This window comes from Streptomyces sp. NPDC043427 (assembly GCF_056436655.1).
This window is the reverse complement of the sequence record NZ_JBWKCC010000011.1, coordinates 1-15,709: the sequence shown is the minus strand read 5'-3', so window position 1 is coordinate 15,709 and position 15,709 is coordinate 1. Positions and strand designations below refer to the sequence as shown.

Sequence of the window (15,709 nt, the reverse complement as noted above, 5' to 3'; positions counted from 1 at the left end):
TCAGCCCCTTCCTTGCTGCTCGCCCGGCCGCCCCATGACCAGGGGCGCGGGAGGCGGACCCGGATCGCCGACGACGGACACGTCCATGGTGTCGATCACGTCGAAGGCCCGCTCACAGTTGTGGGTGTCGCGCAGCACGAAGAACTCCTCCGCGCGCTGCCGGTACCGCGGCTCCACCTGGAAGCCCCGCTCGATGGAGGCGATGATCTCGTCCACCGCCCGGTCGACCGTGCCGCAGGTGGGGCCGAAGCCGTCCCGGGCCAGGTCGAAGTAGCCGCGCTTGTAGTGCTTGCTGTAGAACGCCTCGTCGTCGAAGTTGGTGTAGACGATGGGCTTGCCCATGTAGGCGACGTCGAAGAACACCGAGGAATAGTCGGTGACGAGCATCGAGCACTCGCGCATCGCCAGCTGCACGTCTCGGCCGGTCGTGGAGACCGTGATCGACGGGTGGTCGATCCGGAAGTGCTTGAGGTAGGGCCGGATCTCGTAGTGCGGCATGAACTCCAGCTCCACGTTGTGGTACTGGAGCGCCTTGAGCAGCCGTTCGTCGCGCAGCAGCGCCGAGAAGAAGCGGTAGTACTCGGAGGCCGCGAAGGGGATCTCCGGCTTGGCCGCCTTGTTGTACGAGGGCGCCACGATGTCCCGTCGCCAGGTCGGCATGACGAGGATGCGGCGCAGCCCCGGCACGGGCTCGAGCGCGTCGAAGCGGGGCAGGCCCGTGGCCGCGACCCGGTCGTAGCCGTAGCCGCAGTGCTCGGCGTAGTAGGCGCGCTCGCTGCGGCCCGTGGTGAGCACCAGGTCGACGTTGGTGACCTGGGCGTGGATGGACGGTGCCACGTCGTTGTAGACCACGCCGTGCTGGAGGAAGACCCGCTTGTAGCGCATCAGGTCGCCGTAGCCGGTGAGGAAGGCGCGCTTGGACAGGCCCGGGAAGCCCAGATAGGCCTCCAGGTCGTAGGCGTTGATGAGCCGGGTCGCGTGCAGCAGGTAGACGCGGTACTTCCACGACAGGCGGTCGATGACGTTGCCGAGGTGGTCGATCTTCTTCCGGTCGGCGGCGTTGCCGTTGATGGCGTAGTACACCTTGCGCCCCCGCTCGTTCTGCCTGATCCAGGTGAACAGGTGGTACGAGTTGTCCTGCGCGGTGTCCTCACGCTCGCCGATGATCCAGATGTCCTTGCCGCGCAGCCAGAGGTGGAACAGCCAGTACAGCAGCCGGGTGCGCCAGCCGGGGCGGCCGGGCAGGGCGGCCCGCAGCTCCCGGAAGAACCGCTTCACCTTGTGCGCGGGCCGGCTGACGATCCCGGCGACGCGCCGCACGGTGACCTTCTCGTTCTTGTCGATGGAGAGGATCACGCGGGCGCGGCCGGCCCGGTGCACGCCCTTGAAGCGGTGCAGCATCTGGCGGGCGTCGACGGGGGTGTCGAGGTGCCGGTCGCCGTCGTGGACGCGCAGGGTGAGGGAGAGGTCCCGGTTGTCGATGGACGCGAAGTCCTCGGGGCGGGCGACGGCACGCCAGCCGGAGTACCAGTCCTGCTCCTTGCGGGTGCGCCAGCGGTCGCGCCGGTAGACCTGCTCGACCCTCAGCGCGCGCTCGGTGCGGCCGTCGCTCAGGACGAGTTCGATGCGGTTGTCGAAGACCTGGTCGATGTCGGCACCGGTCAGGACCATCAGGCCCTCGAAGGTGACCTGCTGCGGATCGACGTGACAGGTCTCCAGGACGAACTTCTGCCGCTCCACGCGCAGCAGCGCGGTCTCCACCCGGTCGACGGTCAGCCTGCGGTGCAGTCCCTCGTCGTCGATGTACAGGTGCGGCAGGTACGCCTGCTTGCCGTGCGGCTCGCAGAACAGGTCGAGGTTGTCCGTGCGCACGGCGTGGTGCTGAAGCCGGGAGCCCGGGGCGACGGCGTACTGCAGGATCAGGTCGTCGGGTATCTCCGTGTAGACCTCGTGCAGCGTGGGGAAGATCGCCGCCAGCTCGACCCGGCTCATGATGCGGTGCAGGTTGCGCAGGTACGGCTGGAGGGTGCGGACCACGAAGCGCTGGGCGAGGCGGCGGGTGCGCTCGTCCAGCGGGGCGGTGCGCCTGAGGAGGTGCCGGGCGAGGCGGATCAGTTCCTGCGCCTTGACCGGGTCGTTCCAGGGCAGGTCGAACAGGGAGTCGCTCTGCTCCTGGTCGCGCTCGTAGCAGGTGGCGCGCGGCGCGGTGGTGACACGGTCGGCGTGCAGCAGGGCGGGGACGGCGAGCCAGGCGTCCTCGAAGCCGGGGCCGCCGCCGGCGCGCAGCCGCTGTTCGCGCACCAGCTCGGTCCGCAGCAGCTTCGCGCCGAGTCCGGTGGAGAAGATCAGGTACGGGGCTTTGTGCAGCCGCTGAACAGCGGTCGGCTTCTTGCCGAAGTACCGCTTCCACGGCTCGTCGCCGCCCTTGCGCGGCCCGGGGAAGTTGTCGGGGTTGCCCACGACGACGTCGGCGTCGGCCTTCCGGGCGGCGGCCAGCAGATGGCTGACGCTGTCCGCGCCGAGGATGTCGCGGGCGCGGGCGAACATCACGTAGGGCGCGCGGACGTGGCGCAGGCCGTGGTCGAAGGCGGCCCGCATGCCCATGGAGACCTGCGGGACGACCTGGGCGTTCGGGTAGTGCGCGGCGAACTTCTCCAGCTGCCCCGCGGTGGAGTCGGTCGAACCGTCGTCGACGAGGACCACCTGCGTCTGCTCGAAGTCGCGCTGTACGGCGAGCGAGCGCAGGAACTCGTACAGGTTGTACTCGTCGTTGTGGCAGTGCACGACGACGGCGGCACCGTACGTCTCCTGGGGGGCGAACGAGTCCGGCAGCTGCCGGTCCTTCCACCACAGCCACGGCTCGCCGCGCGGGTCGGCCTTCGCTCGCTGCTCGCTGGTCTCCTGGCGCAGCGCGAGGTTGCCGCTGACGGTCTCGTAGATCTCGTACGTCGTCCCGCCACCGGTGTAGCGCTCGCGCTCCAGGTCGAGGCCGCGCACGCACACCGTGGTGGTCGCCCGTTGTCCGGCGTGCCGGATCTGGACGAACAGGTTCCAGATCGCGGCGCGGCCGGCCTTGCCGAGGGTCTCGTCCAGGTCGACGGTGGTGTGGAAGCGGATGTGCTCCTCGTCGACCTCGACGCCGGTGACCTTGAAGGTGTGGTCGGTCTTGGGACTGCGGCGGCGCAGGACCGCGATGAGCTCGACCTTGTCCTTGGGGCCGACCCGGCCGAACTGGTTGCGTATGTAGCCGGTGACGTGGAGTTCGCCGCCTTTGATCTCCACGCGGGTCGCCTGGTTGAACAGGCGGGCGTCCGACAGCGAGGTGCCGGTGAGGTCCAGGTCGGTGACGTCGAGGAAGCGCTCGGCGTGCGGGCGGCCGAGCAGCGAGCCGGACCAGTAGACCTTGCCGTCCTTCTCCACCAGGTCGGAGCTGAGGACGCTGCGCCGCTGGGTGTAGTCGGCGACGGACACGGCCACGTCGGTCCGGCCGTGCATCAGACCGAAGGCGCGCACCCGCTCCAGCGGGCCGCACAGGTCGTACGTCTCCGGGGGCAGCGAGCGCAGGTAGGGGGCGACGACCCCGACGAAGCCGTCCCGGAACGCGTCGTCACCGGAGCGCAGCTCGGGCGTGTAGAGCCTGAGGTCGTGCGAGAGGAACTTGGCGGCCTTGTGCGCGACGAGCTCGCGCGCGCCGTGCTGGGCGAGGAACTCGTCGGCCCACTGGTGCACCAGCACCCGGTCGCGGATGCTGCGCAGTTCGCCGCGCCGGTTGGTGATGGAGGGCGTGTCCGTCTCCCGCTCCCAGATCCACCGGTAGACGGGCGCGGTGAGCAGGGTGATCGTGTGCGCGCAGAGATTGGCGACCGTGGAGAAGTAGGTGTCCTCGAAGAAGACGCCCTCGGGGAAGCGGATGCCGTTGTCGTGCAGGAAGTCGACGCGGTACAGCTTGGCCGCGGCGATCGGGTCCTCGAAGAGCTCGGGCGCGGCGGTGAGGCCGCCGGTGACCGTGCGGTCGGTGCCGTAGAGCTGCGGCTGCCAGACGGTGATCTCGTCCTTGGCGAGGTTGACCCGCAGCGCCCGGCCCGCGGTGATCTCGGCGCCGGTGGCCAGCGCGGAGGCCAGCAGCAGCTCGCACGCCTTGTGCGGGAGCTCGTCGTCGGCGTCGAGGAACATCAGGTACTCGCCGGTGGCCGCCTCGATGCCGTTGTTGCGGGGCGCGCCGACACCGCCGCTGTTCTGGTGACGGCTGACGACCCGTACGCGCGAGTCCTTCTGCGCGTAGCCCTGGGCCACCGCGAGGGTGCCGTCGGTGGAGGCGTCGTCGACGACGAGCACCTCGACGCCTCGGTGGGTCTGGTTCAGGGTGGAGCGCAGGGCCCGGTCGAGGGTGGCGCTCGCGTTGTAGGCCGCGACGACGATCGTGACGGTGTACGCGGAGGGGTCGGGGTACGAGACGGTGTCGACCCGCGCGGAGGAGGAGGAGGAGGTCGAGCGCCCGAGCCGGTCGTCGTAGCCGGAGGAGTCGTCGTACGCGGACTGCTCGTCGTAGCCCGTCCGCTCGTCGAAGCCTGTCTGCTCGTCGAGGCCGGTGGGGTCGTCGAAGCCTGTCTGCTCGTCGAGGCCGGTGGGGTCGTCATGTCCGGATCGCTCGTCGTGGCCGGACGGGTCGCCGTACCCGGACGCCTCGTCGAACGCGTCGGAGCCGGTCGGCTTGGTCATCGCCAGTGCCCCTCCTGCTCCGCGCGGCTCTGCGCGTCGAAGCGCCGGACCCGGATCGGCATGGTCAGCGGCTCGGGTTCATGACCCCGCGGGGTGGGAATGCCCTGCGCGCCGGAGACGTCGAGGGCGTCCTGCTCGTCGAGCTGGTGGAACTGCGGCTGCGGATAGGGCTGGAAGAAAGGATCCTCCTCGGGCTCCGGAGCCCGGTAGCGCTCGTCGGCCAGCAGAGCCTCCTGCGCGGCCCCGCGATGGCGGCCCTTGTACAGGTGCGGGGCGATCGTCCCGGCGGTGTCCGAGGTCGCGTTCATCTCCTCCATGACGCGGGTGAAGTCACGCGTGGAGAGCCAGAACTTGTACATGATCACGAGCTCGAAGAGCATCAGCAGGGCCGCCGAGACCACCGTGGTCCACAGGATCTGACCGATGATCGGGCCGACGATGAAGATGAACATCTGGAACTCGATGCCGCTGATCAGGTGCGGACGGATCCGGGTGCGCAGCATCGCCCGGCGCAGGCGCGTGTACCACGGGAACTGGTCGCGGAACTGCTCGTGCAGGTCGACGACGTTGTCTCCGCCGGCCTCCTCGCGGAGCACCTCGGCGGGCGTGCCCGGGTTGTCGCGGAGCAGGTCCTCCATGAAGACGATCTGCGGCCCCTCGGACTCCCCCTGGGGCTGGGCCTGCTCCTTCGCCTCGGCCTCCCGTTCGGCGCGTTCGGCGTCGGCGCGCTCCTTGGTGACTTTCTCGATCTTCGTCCGCATCGACATGCGCATCTTGTAGATCTGCAGCGCGTCGACGTAGCGGAGCATGTCGAGGAAGACCACGACGAGGGCGGCGAGCAGGTAGCGCTCGTCGTCCGTGCGCAGGAACTGACCGCCCATCAGCGCGAGGGCGCAGAACAGGACGCGGATGCGGTCGAAGACGTAGTCGAGCCAGCCGCCGAAGACGGTGCCGTTGCCCTTGAGGCGGGCCAGCTTGCCGTCGATGCAGTCGAGGATGAAGCTCAGGTGGTACAGCGCGGCGCCGATGAGCAGGGACTTGCGGTCGCCCTCGAGGAAGAAGCCGGCCGAGCCGAGACCGATGAAAAGGGCGGCCCAGGTGACGCGGTTGGGGGTGATGAAGCGGAAGCGGGCGAAGAGCAGCAGCATGCGGGTCGCGGTGGGGTCGACCAGGAAGACGGTCCACCAGGCGTCGCGCTTCTTGCAGGTCAGTTTTTGGACAGCCCGCAACGATAGCCTGGCCATAACCCCTCAGTCACACGCAAGACAGGACACAATGCCCCGTGGTCGCCTCGGTGCGCCGCAGGGTGCTCGAAGGTGAACGGTTTCTTTCACAGGCCGATCACATGAGCGAGCTGAACTTTAACAATCCTTCATTCGGGTGTCGACGCGCATTGACTTGCGCCCGGCCGCGACTTTGATCACACATTTTCCTTACAACCATTCGCGATCGGGCGAAGTACATCCCACGTGGACGGATCACCCGTGGTCAGGGCCGGTGCAGAGGGCAAACGATGGCTCGATTCCGACCAACGGTGGCCCGCCTGGGGCTCGTTCCGCCCGTCGGCGACTGCTTTGCGTCAGCCGCGGGCGGGGCGCCAGTCGGTGAACGTGAGGGCGCCGGGGCGCTCCTCGCGGCGGGCGGTCAGCAGCTGTCGGTCCGGTGTCCGGGCCCCCAGCGTGAGCAGCCCGGTCCGGGTCACGGCGGCGGCCGGTGCGCCGTACGAGGGCGCCCCCAGGTCCTGCCACCACACGCCCGTGTCCGGTCGGCCCTCGGGATACGCGCCCACCGCGCAGGTGCCGCCCGCCCCTTGGGCCACCAGCACCGAGTAGGCCCAGCCGTCCATCTCGACGCCCCGCACCGCGGCCAGCGGCCCGCTCCCCCCGGCGTCGCCCAGCGGGAAAGGCGCCTGCGCGCCCGGACGCCAGACGCAGGCCTCGTTGGTGCGCAGGTCGCGGAAGAGGACGGCACCCGGTTCGGGGGCCGGCGTCAGGGTGCCGGGACGCGCGGCGAACGGCACCGTACGGTCCTCGGTCCAGGCGCCGCCCTGTCCGGCGTACCAGCGGACCACGCCCGGGGTGTCGCGGACGCGGCCGTAGACCTCGACCCCGCCGTGCGGGCCCGTCACCGCGACGAGGTCGTCCGCGACCCGCAGGCCGCTCAGGTGCTGCCACTTCGTCCAGCCGCCGTCGGCCGACTGGCAGCGCCAGCTGATGCTGTGTCCGAAGTTGCGTACGAAGACGAACAGGTTGCCCGCCGCGTCGAAGGCGGCCGCCGGGAACCCGACCGCACGTCCCCGCCGCCAGTCGACGGCGTTCGGCCCGCCGACCGACTGCCACGGGGTGGGCGGTTCCGAGGTACGGTACTGCGCCGCGTGCACGACCTCGACGTCCGCCCCGCCGTCGTCGCGCGCGGTCCTGCGCAGTGCGAACAAGTGCGGGAAGCCGTGCGGGTCGCGCACCACGAGGAGCCCCGGCAGCAGCCCCGGCCCCTCCACCGGCTCGGGGGCGATCCACCGGCCCTGGGTGTCCTGGTGCCGGCGCACCACCCCGTCGGCCGTCGGCAGGAAGGCGGTCAGCCGGCCGTCGAACCCGGCGGACAGCCAGTTCGCGGGCGCCGGGTAGCGGCGGCAGGCGGTGGCGCCCAACTCCGGGTCCCCGTGGGCCCGGTGGCAGTCCACGTACAGCGGCCGCCCGCTCTCCGCCTGCCAGGCCCGGGCCGCGGCCAGGGCACCGACCGCGGTCTCGCCGTGCGCTGCCGGGACGTCGTACGTCGGCATGCTGCTCGCCTGGTCGTACGACGTGTGCGCGGGATCGGGGTCGAGCGTGTGCAGCCGCTCCGGTTCGAGGTCGCGCAGGACGTCCAGCAGCGCGGCGACGGTGGCGGGGTCGTCGGTGCCGTCGACACCGAGCACCCTCGGACCGCCGATCACCCGGCAGCCCCGGTCGGCGGCACCGGTGAGGGCCCGGTCCAACGCCGCCCGCCCGTCCTTGCCGCCCGCCCGCAGACACACGACGGCGATCTCGGCACCGGGCAGCTCCAGCGCGACCAACGGCACGGCGTCCGCGGGTTCCGTGACGACGACGGCGACGACATGCGTACGACCGCTCCCGGGGCCGGCGGCGACATCGGCCGCGGTTCCGGTTCTTCGGTCGGGCTTACGGCTCATGTCGTCACGCCCCTTCGCTCCTCACGTCCGCCTCGTGCGGGAGCGTTGCGCCACATGGCGAGGACGGTTCTCGGCCTGGTCGTGACGATTCCCGGCCTGGCGATGACGATTCCCGGCCTGGTCATATGCGAGTCCAGTCGCCGAGCGTCAGTCCGGAGCCGTCGTCCTGGCGGGCCAGGGTGAGCGTGCCGTCGGCGGCCACGGCGAGGACGACGACGCGTCCGAACGCGTCGAGGGCGAGTACCGGGTCGCCCAGGCAGGCGGTGCCGGTGTCGGTCCACCACACGCCGTACCGCTCGTCCTCCGCCGGGCACAGGCCGACCACGACCCGGCCCTCGGTGTCGCGGTGGGCGAGGACGGTGCAGGCGTAGCCGTCGATGGTGGCGGCGAGCGCCGCGTGGCGTCCGTCGCCCGGGCTCCCGCCCACCGGCACGGGCCACTCCCCGGGGCGTACGGCGACGACCTGGCCGCCCTGGACGTCGGTCAGGTAGTAGGTCACGCGGCCCGGTGAGGTCTCCAGGCCGGTGACGGACCCGGGCAGCGGCACCACACCGAGGTCGTGACCGCGCTCCAGGGCCGCGCCGGGCTGCCGTTGGAACCAGGTCAGGGCTCCGCCCCGAGCGGGGGCGAGGAGTTCGACGTGTCCGGTGGAAGTGGCCACCGCGGCCGGGGTGTCGAGGGCGGCGGCGACCTTGAGGTCGAGCCAGGGCTCCCAGCGGCCCTGGGCGTCCTCGCGGCGCAGGGCGAGATGGCCGTGGGCGGTGGGCGCGACGACGTACAGCGTGCCCGCGGTGGTCACCGCGGCGGCCGGCAGCCCTGTCGACGCGGAACGCCCCGGCCCCGAAAGGGGGTTGCCGACAGAGCTCCACTCGCTCATCGGGCGGCCCGCCTGGTACTGGATCGCGTAGACCAGGTCCACGGTGAGCGGGCCGTCGCCGCCGCGCACCCGGCGGCCGAGCAGATGGGCGTAGCGGTTGCGGCCCTGGGCGACCGTGAGACGGGTCACGTTCTTGGCGGGCAGGATGTCCGGGCCGAGCCAGTCGGGGCCGCCGGGGCGGCTCTCGGTCCAGCGCAGCACGGCCTGGTCCACATGCGCGTAGACGACGAGCCGGCCGTCGTGCCCGGGCAGCAGCCACGGTCCGGACAGCACGGCGGGAGACCGGCCGGTGAGGTCCGTGGCCTCGCCGTTCGCCGGCCGCTGCCGTCGTCCGTCGTCACGCGCGGTGCTGGCCCGCATGGTCCGTCGTAGTCCTCTCCACCAACGTGCTGAATGTGCTGAACGCGCCCCGGCCGGGCCGCGCCCGACCGTCGCGTCCCGATCGGTCACACTGATCGTCGGCCTGATCGGTCAAGACGCAGCCGCATCCTATTTGTTCGGTTCATGTTTACAAATGCATCACGTTACGTGCATGATCGGTCGATCCTCTGCCTATAGTGCGGCTGCCTATAGTGCGGGACTGATCGGGCAGCATACGGACCGGCCTCCCCCCACCCGAGTCCCCAGCTCCACACCTACCGCCCTGCGGGGCTCGACCAACAAGGACTCGGACCAGGATGAGCCACGTCTCGACGCCCCAGCGCAGCGACGACTCCGACGCACCGTCCCCGTCCCGGCGCCGCGGCGGCCGAGGGCGCAAGCGCGAGAAGGCGGGTGGCCGCCGTATCGGCCGGAAGATCCTGATCGGCCTGGGCGTCGTCATCGTGGCCGCGGCCGGCACCGGTTACTGGCTCTACAGCGACCTGAACAACAACATCAAGGGCGTCGACATCGACAAGGCGATCGGTGGCGACCGGCCGGAGAAGCTGCCCACGTCCGGGCAGAACATCCTGATCCTGGGCTCCGACTCGCGCGCCGGCGCCAACGGCGAGCTGGACAAGGGCAACGTCTCCGGGGCGCGCTCCGACACCGCGCTCGTGGTGCACATACCCGAGGGCCGCAAGAAGGCCGTCGCCGTCAGCATCCCGCGCGACACCCTCGTTACCCGGCCCGAGTGCACCAAGTCCGACGGCGACACGGTCGCCTCGGCGAAGCGCGTGATGTTCAACTCCGTCTACTCGCTGGCCGGTCCGGCCTGCACGGTCAAGACCGTGGAGGAGATGTCCGGGGTCCGCATGGACCACTACATGGAGATCGACTTCGCCGGCTTCAAGGGGCTGGTGGACGCGATAGGCGGCGTGACCGTCACCCTCGACGAGCCCATCAAGGGCAGCAAGACCGGCCTGACGCTGGACGCCGGCACGCACAAGCTGAACGGCACGGACTCCCTGAAGTTCGTGCGGACCCGGTACGGCTACGGCGACGGCAGCGACCTCGGCCGCATAGGCCTCCAGCAGAAGTTCATGATCGCCCTGCTCTCCGAGATCAAGAAGCAGGACCTGCTGGGCAGCCCCACCAAGGCCTACAAGATCGCCGACAACCTCACCGAGGCCCTCACCACCGACTCCGACCTCGCCTCCCTCACCAAGCTCACCGACTTCGGCCGCAGCCTCAACGGCATCGACCCCGCCAACATGGACACGATCATGCTCCCCGTGGCCTACGACAAGGTCGACCCGAACCGGGTGGTGGCCGCGGAGCCCCAGGCCTCCACCCTCTGGAAGGCCATCCGCACGGACTCGGACATCCCGGAGTCAGCGAAGAAGTCCCCGGCGACGGGCGGCACTTCCTGACTCGCGCCTCTGACCAGGGCTTCGGCCCAGGGGCGTGTGGCGAAAGCCCCCGCCTGCCTGCGACGCCCGGCACACGCGCCCGCCGCGTTGTCGGGATCGCCGAACCCCCGCCCTTCCGCGCTGGAAGGACGGGGGCTTGCTGGTGGGAGGTCACGTGCGCAGCGCGATCGTCGACCAGGACCGTGCGGTGCGGGTCAACCGGAATCTGCCCAACGGGGTCGGGACGGTGCTGCGGCTGATCGGCGATCCACGTGCCGTGTCACGGGCCAGTGGTGCCAGGCGTTTTCACGCCCGCCCCGGCCACGTCATCCGCCCGCGGCTTCCTCGGCCTCCCAGCGCAGCAGGTCGCCCGGCTGGCACTCGAGCACCTCGCACAGCGCGGCGAGCGTCGCGAAGCGCACCGCCTTGGCGCGGCCGTTCTTGAGTACCGCCAGGTTGGCGGGCGTGATCCCTACGCGGTCCGCGAGCTCGCCCACGGACATCTTCCGCCTGGCCAGCATCACGTCGATGTCGACGGCGATCGGCATCAGATCACCTCGTCCAACTCGGCCTGCATCTGCGACGCCTCGACGTCGCGCGCGACGGCCTGGGCGAGCAGCATCCGCAGCACGAGCACGATGAGCGCGACCCCCAGGATGGCCACGCCGACCCCGCCCATGATGACGGTGACGCCCGGGTCGTCCCGCTGGCCCGGCGCATTGAGGATGGTGACCGCGAACCACACGAGGGCAGCCGCCACGATCGCGCCGATCACGCCGTCCACGTACCGGAAGGCGGCGTGGGAGAACACGGTTCCGCGTCGCACCATCGTCACCAGCCGCCCTACGCAGACCACGGCGACCTGGACCGACACCAGGCCCAGGACAGTGATCACGCGCAGCGGGGTCAGCGGGAGCGACCCGTCCTCCGGGTCGGTGGCCAACGCCCACACCATCAATGCCTGTACGAACACGGTGCCGACGAGCACCACCACGAGCACGACGCGCAGCGCACCCACGGTCAGCTTTCCCATGCCCCCTCCTCCCATCGAGTCACGATGGGAATCTATCGAATATCGATAGGTGAAGCAAGGGATGGGACGGATGGGTGGGCGCCGGTTTCGCCCCGTGGCGGGACGCCGCCGTCCGGCGCGCCAAAGGCCACCTACGACCTCCATAGGTGGCCTTCTCAACCTCTGCCAAAGGCATTGGGCTTCTCCGGCGGGGCCGGGTGCTGCCGGCTGAGGCCGCCGCCGGGCGGCATGTGCGGGTGCTGCGAGCGCGGCTGCCCCGGTGCCTTCGAAGTCTCTGATCCAGCGTTGAGCGGACCGTTCGCCTCGGTGAGAGTGCAGATGAGGTAATCGCCCGCAGACAGATGGGATGAGAACGTGCGTAAATTCGCTTCAGGCATCGCCGCGGCGGCCCTGGCAGGTACGGCACTGTTGGGCGTCGGCCAGGCCCACGCGGCCTCCGCGCCGTCTGCCCCCGCGGCAGCGGCCTCCCCCGCGCCGAGCTGTGTCAAGGGAACGGGAGCGGTCATCTTCTTCCGCATCGTGACCGTCTGGATGACCAACGACTGTACGACCACGCAGCGGGTCAAGCCGACGTGGAACCTCGAGATGGTGCCGGCGCCCGACTGTTACGAGCTCCAGCCGGGGCAAGAGGCGCAGTTCCGTAAAGACCAGCCGATCATGGGCACCAACTGGAAGTTCCAGGGCCTCGTCAGCTGCTGATGCTTCTCCGTCCCTGATCGCCCACCCCGTTTCGGCGGATTCCGGCCCGTGCCCCCTGGGCCGGGAGCCACCCTCCCCATGTGCGCCCGCCCGGGCGGCAGCGGCCGAATCTGAGTGATCTCCGGGACCGGGTAGGCCCCTGAAGAGCGGAGTACGCCTGGGTTGCGAGTCGGCGACGGGCCGTTCGGAAGGGTGGATTCCGGGCGATCGTTGAGCCATGCCCGAACTTGCCGACAAGCAGCCCTCCAGCGGAGAGGGTGCCCTCACCGCAGGTTGTCTCCTGCTTCTCGTACTGGTGGCGGACGTGGCGGCCGGCCTGTTGGTCGTCATCGTGCTCGCCGTCCGGGGACTGGGCCGGATGGACGCCAGCTCCGGACAGACAGCGACCAGCGTGCCGCCCCTGGACTGGGCGCCAGTGCTGGGCTTCGGCGCTCTGGCCCTGGCGGTCGGCGTAACGGCCGTCGTGCTGCTGCGGATCGGGCACCGAGGTATCGGGGCGGTGCAGCTGACGCTCTGCGTTTTCCTGGCGGTCCACACGCTGGGGTCCTGGCCCTGACCCAGATGTAGTCGGAGTGGCTGTGTAAGTGAGCGCTGCTCACTGACGGCCTACCACGCAACGCCCCGCAGACAGAACCCGTAAGGTTCCGCCCATGGTGACTGCGACGGTCCGCGCATGGCATGACGAGGAAGGCTGGGGCGTGCTCGACTCGGCTGAGACTCCCGGTGGTTGCTGGGGGCATTACTCCAGCATCGAGATGGACGGGTTCCGCACGCTGTCGCAGGGACAACAGGTGGACCTCACATGGGAAGCACCCGGCTTCCAGCAGGACGGGTACGACTACCGAGCGGTGAGCATCGTGCCTCGGGACGCCTGACACCACACGTGACGTCAAGGAGGGGTGCGTGCTGACCGAGACCGTGTTCCGGAGCGATGAGCTACCGGCGGCGGATCGGTTCGACTGTTGGCGTCAGTTGGTGAGTCGGACGCATGCGCCGCTGGAGCTGCACAGTGAGCACCGGGCGGATTTTCAGGCGTCGCAACGTGGGCTGGCCCTCGGTGCCGTGTCGGTGTGGCCGACGACGTTCCAGCCGGTGTGTTTTCGGCGGACGCCGAAGTTGATCCGGCAGTCCGATCCCGAGGGACTGCACTGGTTCTGAATTCTTCTCCACTCTTTCAGGGGCTCTTGGCTTCTGTCCTTGGCAACGTGTGGACAACTGCTTAACGCAGCGTCCACGCATGAAGGAATCTCCCTCTCACACCTCCTGCCAAGCCGTCAGCGCCAGGCCCGGCTCGTTCTTTTGTCGGGTGATGAGGAGTTGGCCGGTCGACGGGGAGAGAGTCGCGGCGACCACGCGGCCGTCGCCGTCCAGGGCCAGGCACAGTTCGGCGTCGGCGGGGAGTTGGGGACCGGACTCGGTCCACCAGGCGCCGGCGTCCTCCTGTTCGGTGGGATACGCGGCGAAGGCGACGCGGCCGCTCGAAGAGCGCTGGGCGAGTAACGTGCAGTCGTAGCCGTCGAGTTCGCAGCGGATCGCGGAGACGGGGCCGGGGCCGGCCGACGCGAGGACGGGGACCGGTTTGGCGCCGGGGCGCCAGGCGCACAGGTCGCCGGAGTCGTCGGTGAAGAAGAGGGTCGTACGGTCCGGGGACGTCGCCAACGCGCGTAGCGTGCCGGGGCGGATCGCCGCCTCCGTCTCCTCCTGGAGCACCGGCGGGGTTCCCGGCTCCTCCTGACGCCAGTACAGGATCGCGTCCGGCACCGCCGCGTACAGCTCGACCCGGCCCGACTCCCCCGTCACCGCGGCCAGACCGTCGCGCACGTCACGCCCCTTGAGGTCGCGCCACGGTCCCCAGCCGCCCTTCTCCTTCTGCCCCAGCATGCTGACCCCGCCGCCCCTGTTGGGGATGAAGAGATGCGCCCGCCCCTGGGCGTCCACGGCGACGGCCGGGGTGCCGGTGCGGTCGCCCGTCCGGTTGGGGTGCCCTACCGGGTGCCAGTCCAGCGCCGCGAGCCGGGGCCGGAAGTGGGTGGAGTGCACCAGGCCCGACTCACGGGGCACGGTCGGCCGCCAGCTCACCAGATGGGCGTAGCCGTCAGCGCCCTGACCGATCGCCAGGACGGGGTGGAGTCTTTGGTCGCCGCCCACCTTGCGGGGTGCGTCCCAGGGGCCGCCGGGTGCGCGTTCCGCCCGGCACACGACGCCGTCGTCCGCAGGCACATAGACACTGAGCAGCCCGTCGCGGCCGCGTATGAGCCAGTCGCCGTTCACCGGATAACTTTAAGCGGGACTGCCCCCGACCACGGCCGACACCCCTCGCCCGACGGGCCGGGCAGATCGGATGACCGATGACGGAGATCGCGATTCCTCTGGGTTTGCCGATGGGGCGTGCCCCTACGGTCGAGGACAGCGACCACACGCACGACAAGCAGGAAGCTGACGAACATGACCGACAAGCTCACCGTGAGCGTGCTGGGTACGGGCATCATGGGCGCCGCGATGGCCCGTAACCTCGCCCGCGCCGGACACACCGTCCGCGCCTGGAACCGCAGCAGCGCCAAGGCCGAACCGCTGGCCGCCGACGGCATCCACATCGCTGCCGACCCCGCCGAGGCGGTCCAGGGCGCCGATGTCGTCCTCACCATGCTCTACGACGGTGACGCCGCCCTGGACGTCATGCGACAGGCGGCCCCCGAACTGCGCCCGGGCGTCGCGTGGATGCAGTCCACCACCGCCGGCATCGAGGCGATCGGCGGCCTCGCCGCCCTCGCCCGCGAACACGGCCTGCTCTTCTACGACGCCCCCGTGCTGGGCACCCGCCAGCCCGCCGAGGCCGGCCAGCTCACCGTGCTCGCGGCCGGTCCCGTCGAGGGCCGGGACACGCTCACGCCGGTCTTCGACGCGGTCGGCGCCCGCACGGTGTGGACCGGCGAGGACGGCGCGGCCGGCACCGCGACCCGGCTGAAGCTGGTCGCCAACAGCTGGGTCATCGCGGCGACCGCGGCGACCGGCGAGGTGCTGGCCCTGTCGCAGGCGCTCGGCGTCGACCCGCAGTCCTTCTTCGAGCTGATCTCCGGCAGCCCGCTCGACATGGGCTACCTGCGCGCCAAGGCCGGCCTCGTCCTCGACGACCGCCTCACCCCTCCGCAGTTCGCCGTGGCCACCGCCGCGAAGGACGCCTGGCTGATCGTGGAGGCCGGTGAGCGCAACGGCGTACGTCTCGACGTGGCCGCCGCGAGCGCCGAGCGCCTGAGCCGGGCCGCCGCGCAGGGGCATGCCGATGAGGACATGGTCGCCGCGTACTTCGCCAGCTTCGACGAGCCGCGCACCGCCGACTGAGCCGCCCGGGGGGGGGGGGGGGGGGGGGGGGGGGGGGGGGGGGGGGGGGGGGGGGGGGGGGGGGGGGGGGGGGGGGGGGGGGGGGGGGGGGGGGGGGGGGG

12 protein-coding genes and 1 pseudogene are annotated in these 15,709 nt (G+C 70.6%); 6 read left to right on the top strand and 7 right to left on the bottom strand.

Annotated features, from left to right (window positions below; translation table 11 throughout):
* The 4 genes from AC067M_RS19520 to AC067M_RS19505 all read right to left on the bottom strand — a co-directional run bounded on the left by AC067M_RS19520 (nt 1) and on the right by AC067M_RS19505 (nt 9,125).
* Entirely contained in the window at nt 1–4,719 is a 4,719-nt protein-coding gene (locus AC067M_RS19520; protein ID WP_478698240.1) for a bifunctional glycosyltransferase/CDP-glycerol:glycerophosphate glycerophosphotransferase, read from the bottom strand.
* The gene (locus AC067M_RS19515; RefSeq protein WP_478698239.1) at nt 4,716–5,963 is read right to left on the bottom strand and encodes a CDP-alcohol phosphatidyltransferase family protein; all 1,248 of its coding nucleotides are present in this window, start codon (nt 5,961–5,963) and stop codon (nt 4,716–4,718) included. The genes AC067M_RS19520 and AC067M_RS19515 overlap by 4 nt, the downstream gene beginning before the upstream one ends.
* A 335-nt stretch (nt 5,964–6,298) precedes the next feature.
* Nucleotides 6,299–7,888, bottom strand: a complete 1,590-nt coding sequence (locus tag AC067M_RS19510; protein ID WP_478698238.1) for a PLL family lectin — start codon at nt 7,886–7,888, stop codon at nt 6,299–6,301.
* A 121-nt stretch (nt 7,889–8,009) separates the two neighbouring features.
* Complete coding sequence (locus AC067M_RS19505) at nt 8,010–9,125, bottom strand: PLL family lectin (RefSeq protein ID WP_478698237.1); 1,116 nt, start codon at nt 9,123–9,125, stop codon at nt 8,010–8,012.
* Nucleotides 9,126–9,442: 317 nt separating this feature from the next.
* Between AC067M_RS19505 and AC067M_RS19500 the strand changes: the two genes are divergently transcribed.
* Nucleotides 9,443–10,558: an LCP family protein gene (locus AC067M_RS19500; RefSeq protein ID WP_478698236.1), complete on the top strand. Its 1,116-nt coding sequence runs from the start codon at nt 9,443–9,445 to the stop codon at nt 10,556–10,558.
* 305 nt (nt 10,559–10,863) lie between these two features.
* Here the strand turns inward: AC067M_RS19500 and AC067M_RS19495 are convergent, their stop codons facing one another.
* Nucleotides 10,864–11,085, bottom strand: coding sequence for a helix-turn-helix domain-containing protein (locus AC067M_RS19495; protein WP_345511106.1), 222 nt, complete (start codon nt 11,083–11,085; stop codon nt 10,864–10,866).
* Entirely contained in the window at nt 11,085–11,570 is a 486-nt protein-coding gene (locus AC067M_RS19490) for a DUF2975 domain-containing protein (protein WP_478698235.1), read from the bottom strand. Before AC067M_RS19490 ends, AC067M_RS19495 begins: the two co-directional genes overlap by 1 nt.
* Nucleotides 11,571–11,924: 354 nt before the next feature.
* On the opposite strand from AC067M_RS19490, the gene AC067M_RS19485 reads away from it, so the two are divergent.
* The 4 genes and pseudogenes from AC067M_RS19485 to AC067M_RS19470 all read left to right on the top strand — a co-directional run.
* Nucleotides 11,925–12,269, top strand: a complete 345-nt coding sequence (locus AC067M_RS19485) for a hypothetical protein (protein WP_478698234.1) — start codon at nt 11,925–11,927, stop codon at nt 12,267–12,269.
* 217 nt (nt 12,270–12,486) lie between these two features.
* Nucleotides 12,487–12,825: an inner-membrane translocator gene (locus tag AC067M_RS19480; protein WP_478698233.1), complete on the top strand. Its 339-nt coding sequence runs from the start codon at nt 12,487–12,489 to the stop codon at nt 12,823–12,825.
* 94 nt (nt 12,826–12,919) lie between these two features.
* Nucleotides 12,920–13,144, top strand: a complete 225-nt coding sequence (locus AC067M_RS19475) for a cold-shock protein (protein ID WP_478698232.1) — start codon at nt 12,920–12,922, stop codon at nt 13,142–13,144.
* A 28-nt stretch (nt 13,145–13,172) separates the two neighbouring features.
* Nucleotides 13,173–13,418: pseudogene (locus tag AC067M_RS19470) on the top strand (AraC-like ligand-binding domain-containing protein); the annotation flags it as partial.
* Between the two features lie 105 nt (nt 13,419–13,523).
* On the opposite strand, the gene AC067M_RS19465 reads toward AC067M_RS19470, so the two are convergent.
* Nucleotides 13,524–14,540 (bottom strand): hypothetical protein, encoded by a 1,017-nt coding sequence (locus tag AC067M_RS19465; RefSeq protein ID WP_478698231.1) that lies wholly within the window; start codon nt 14,538–14,540, stop codon nt 13,524–13,526.
* A 174-nt stretch (nt 14,541–14,714) separates the two neighbouring features.
* Between AC067M_RS19465 and AC067M_RS19460 the strand changes: the two genes are divergently transcribed.
* Nucleotides 14,715–15,608 carry an NAD(P)-dependent oxidoreductase gene (locus AC067M_RS19460; protein ID WP_478698230.1) on the top strand — a complete coding sequence of 298 codons (894 nt, stop codon included), beginning with the start codon at nt 14,715–14,717 and terminating at the stop codon, nt 15,606–15,608.
* The last annotated feature ends 101 nt before the right edge of the window (nt 15,609–15,709 follow it).

Bases quoted from the DNA above. Each gene is read 5' to 3' on its own strand.
- AC067M_RS19520 (WP_478698240.1), bottom strand. From the start codon at position 4,719: ATGACCAAGCCGACCGGCTCCGACGCGTTCGACGAGGCGTCCGGGTAC.
- AC067M_RS19515 (WP_478698239.1), bottom strand. From the start codon at position 5,963: ATGGCCAGGCTATCGTTGCGGGCTGTCCAAAAACTGACCTGCAAGAAG.
- AC067M_RS19510 (WP_478698238.1), bottom strand. From the start codon at position 7,888: ATGAGCCGTAAGCCCGACCGAAGAACCGGAACCGCGGCCGATGTCGCC.
- AC067M_RS19505 (WP_478698237.1), bottom strand. From the start codon at position 9,125: ATGCGGGCCAGCACCGCGCGTGACGACGGACGACGGCAGCGGCCGGCG.
- AC067M_RS19500 (WP_478698236.1), top strand. From the start codon at position 9,443: ATGAGCCACGTCTCGACGCCCCAGCGCAGCGACGACTCCGACGCACCG.
- AC067M_RS19495 (WP_345511106.1), bottom strand. From the start codon at position 11,085: ATGCCGATCGCCGTCGACATCGACGTGATGCTGGCCAGGCGGAAGATG.
- AC067M_RS19490 (WP_478698235.1), bottom strand. From the start codon at position 11,570: ATGGGAAAGCTGACCGTGGGTGCGCTGCGCGTCGTGCTCGTGGTGGTG.
- AC067M_RS19480 (WP_478698233.1), top strand. From the start codon at position 12,487: ATGCCCGAACTTGCCGACAAGCAGCCCTCCAGCGGAGAGGGTGCCCTC.
- AC067M_RS19475 (WP_478698232.1), top strand. From the start codon at position 12,920: ATGGTGACTGCGACGGTCCGCGCATGGCATGACGAGGAAGGCTGGGGC.
- AC067M_RS19460 (WP_478698230.1), top strand. From the start codon at position 14,715: ATGACCGACAAGCTCACCGTGAGCGTGCTGGGTACGGGCATCATGGGC.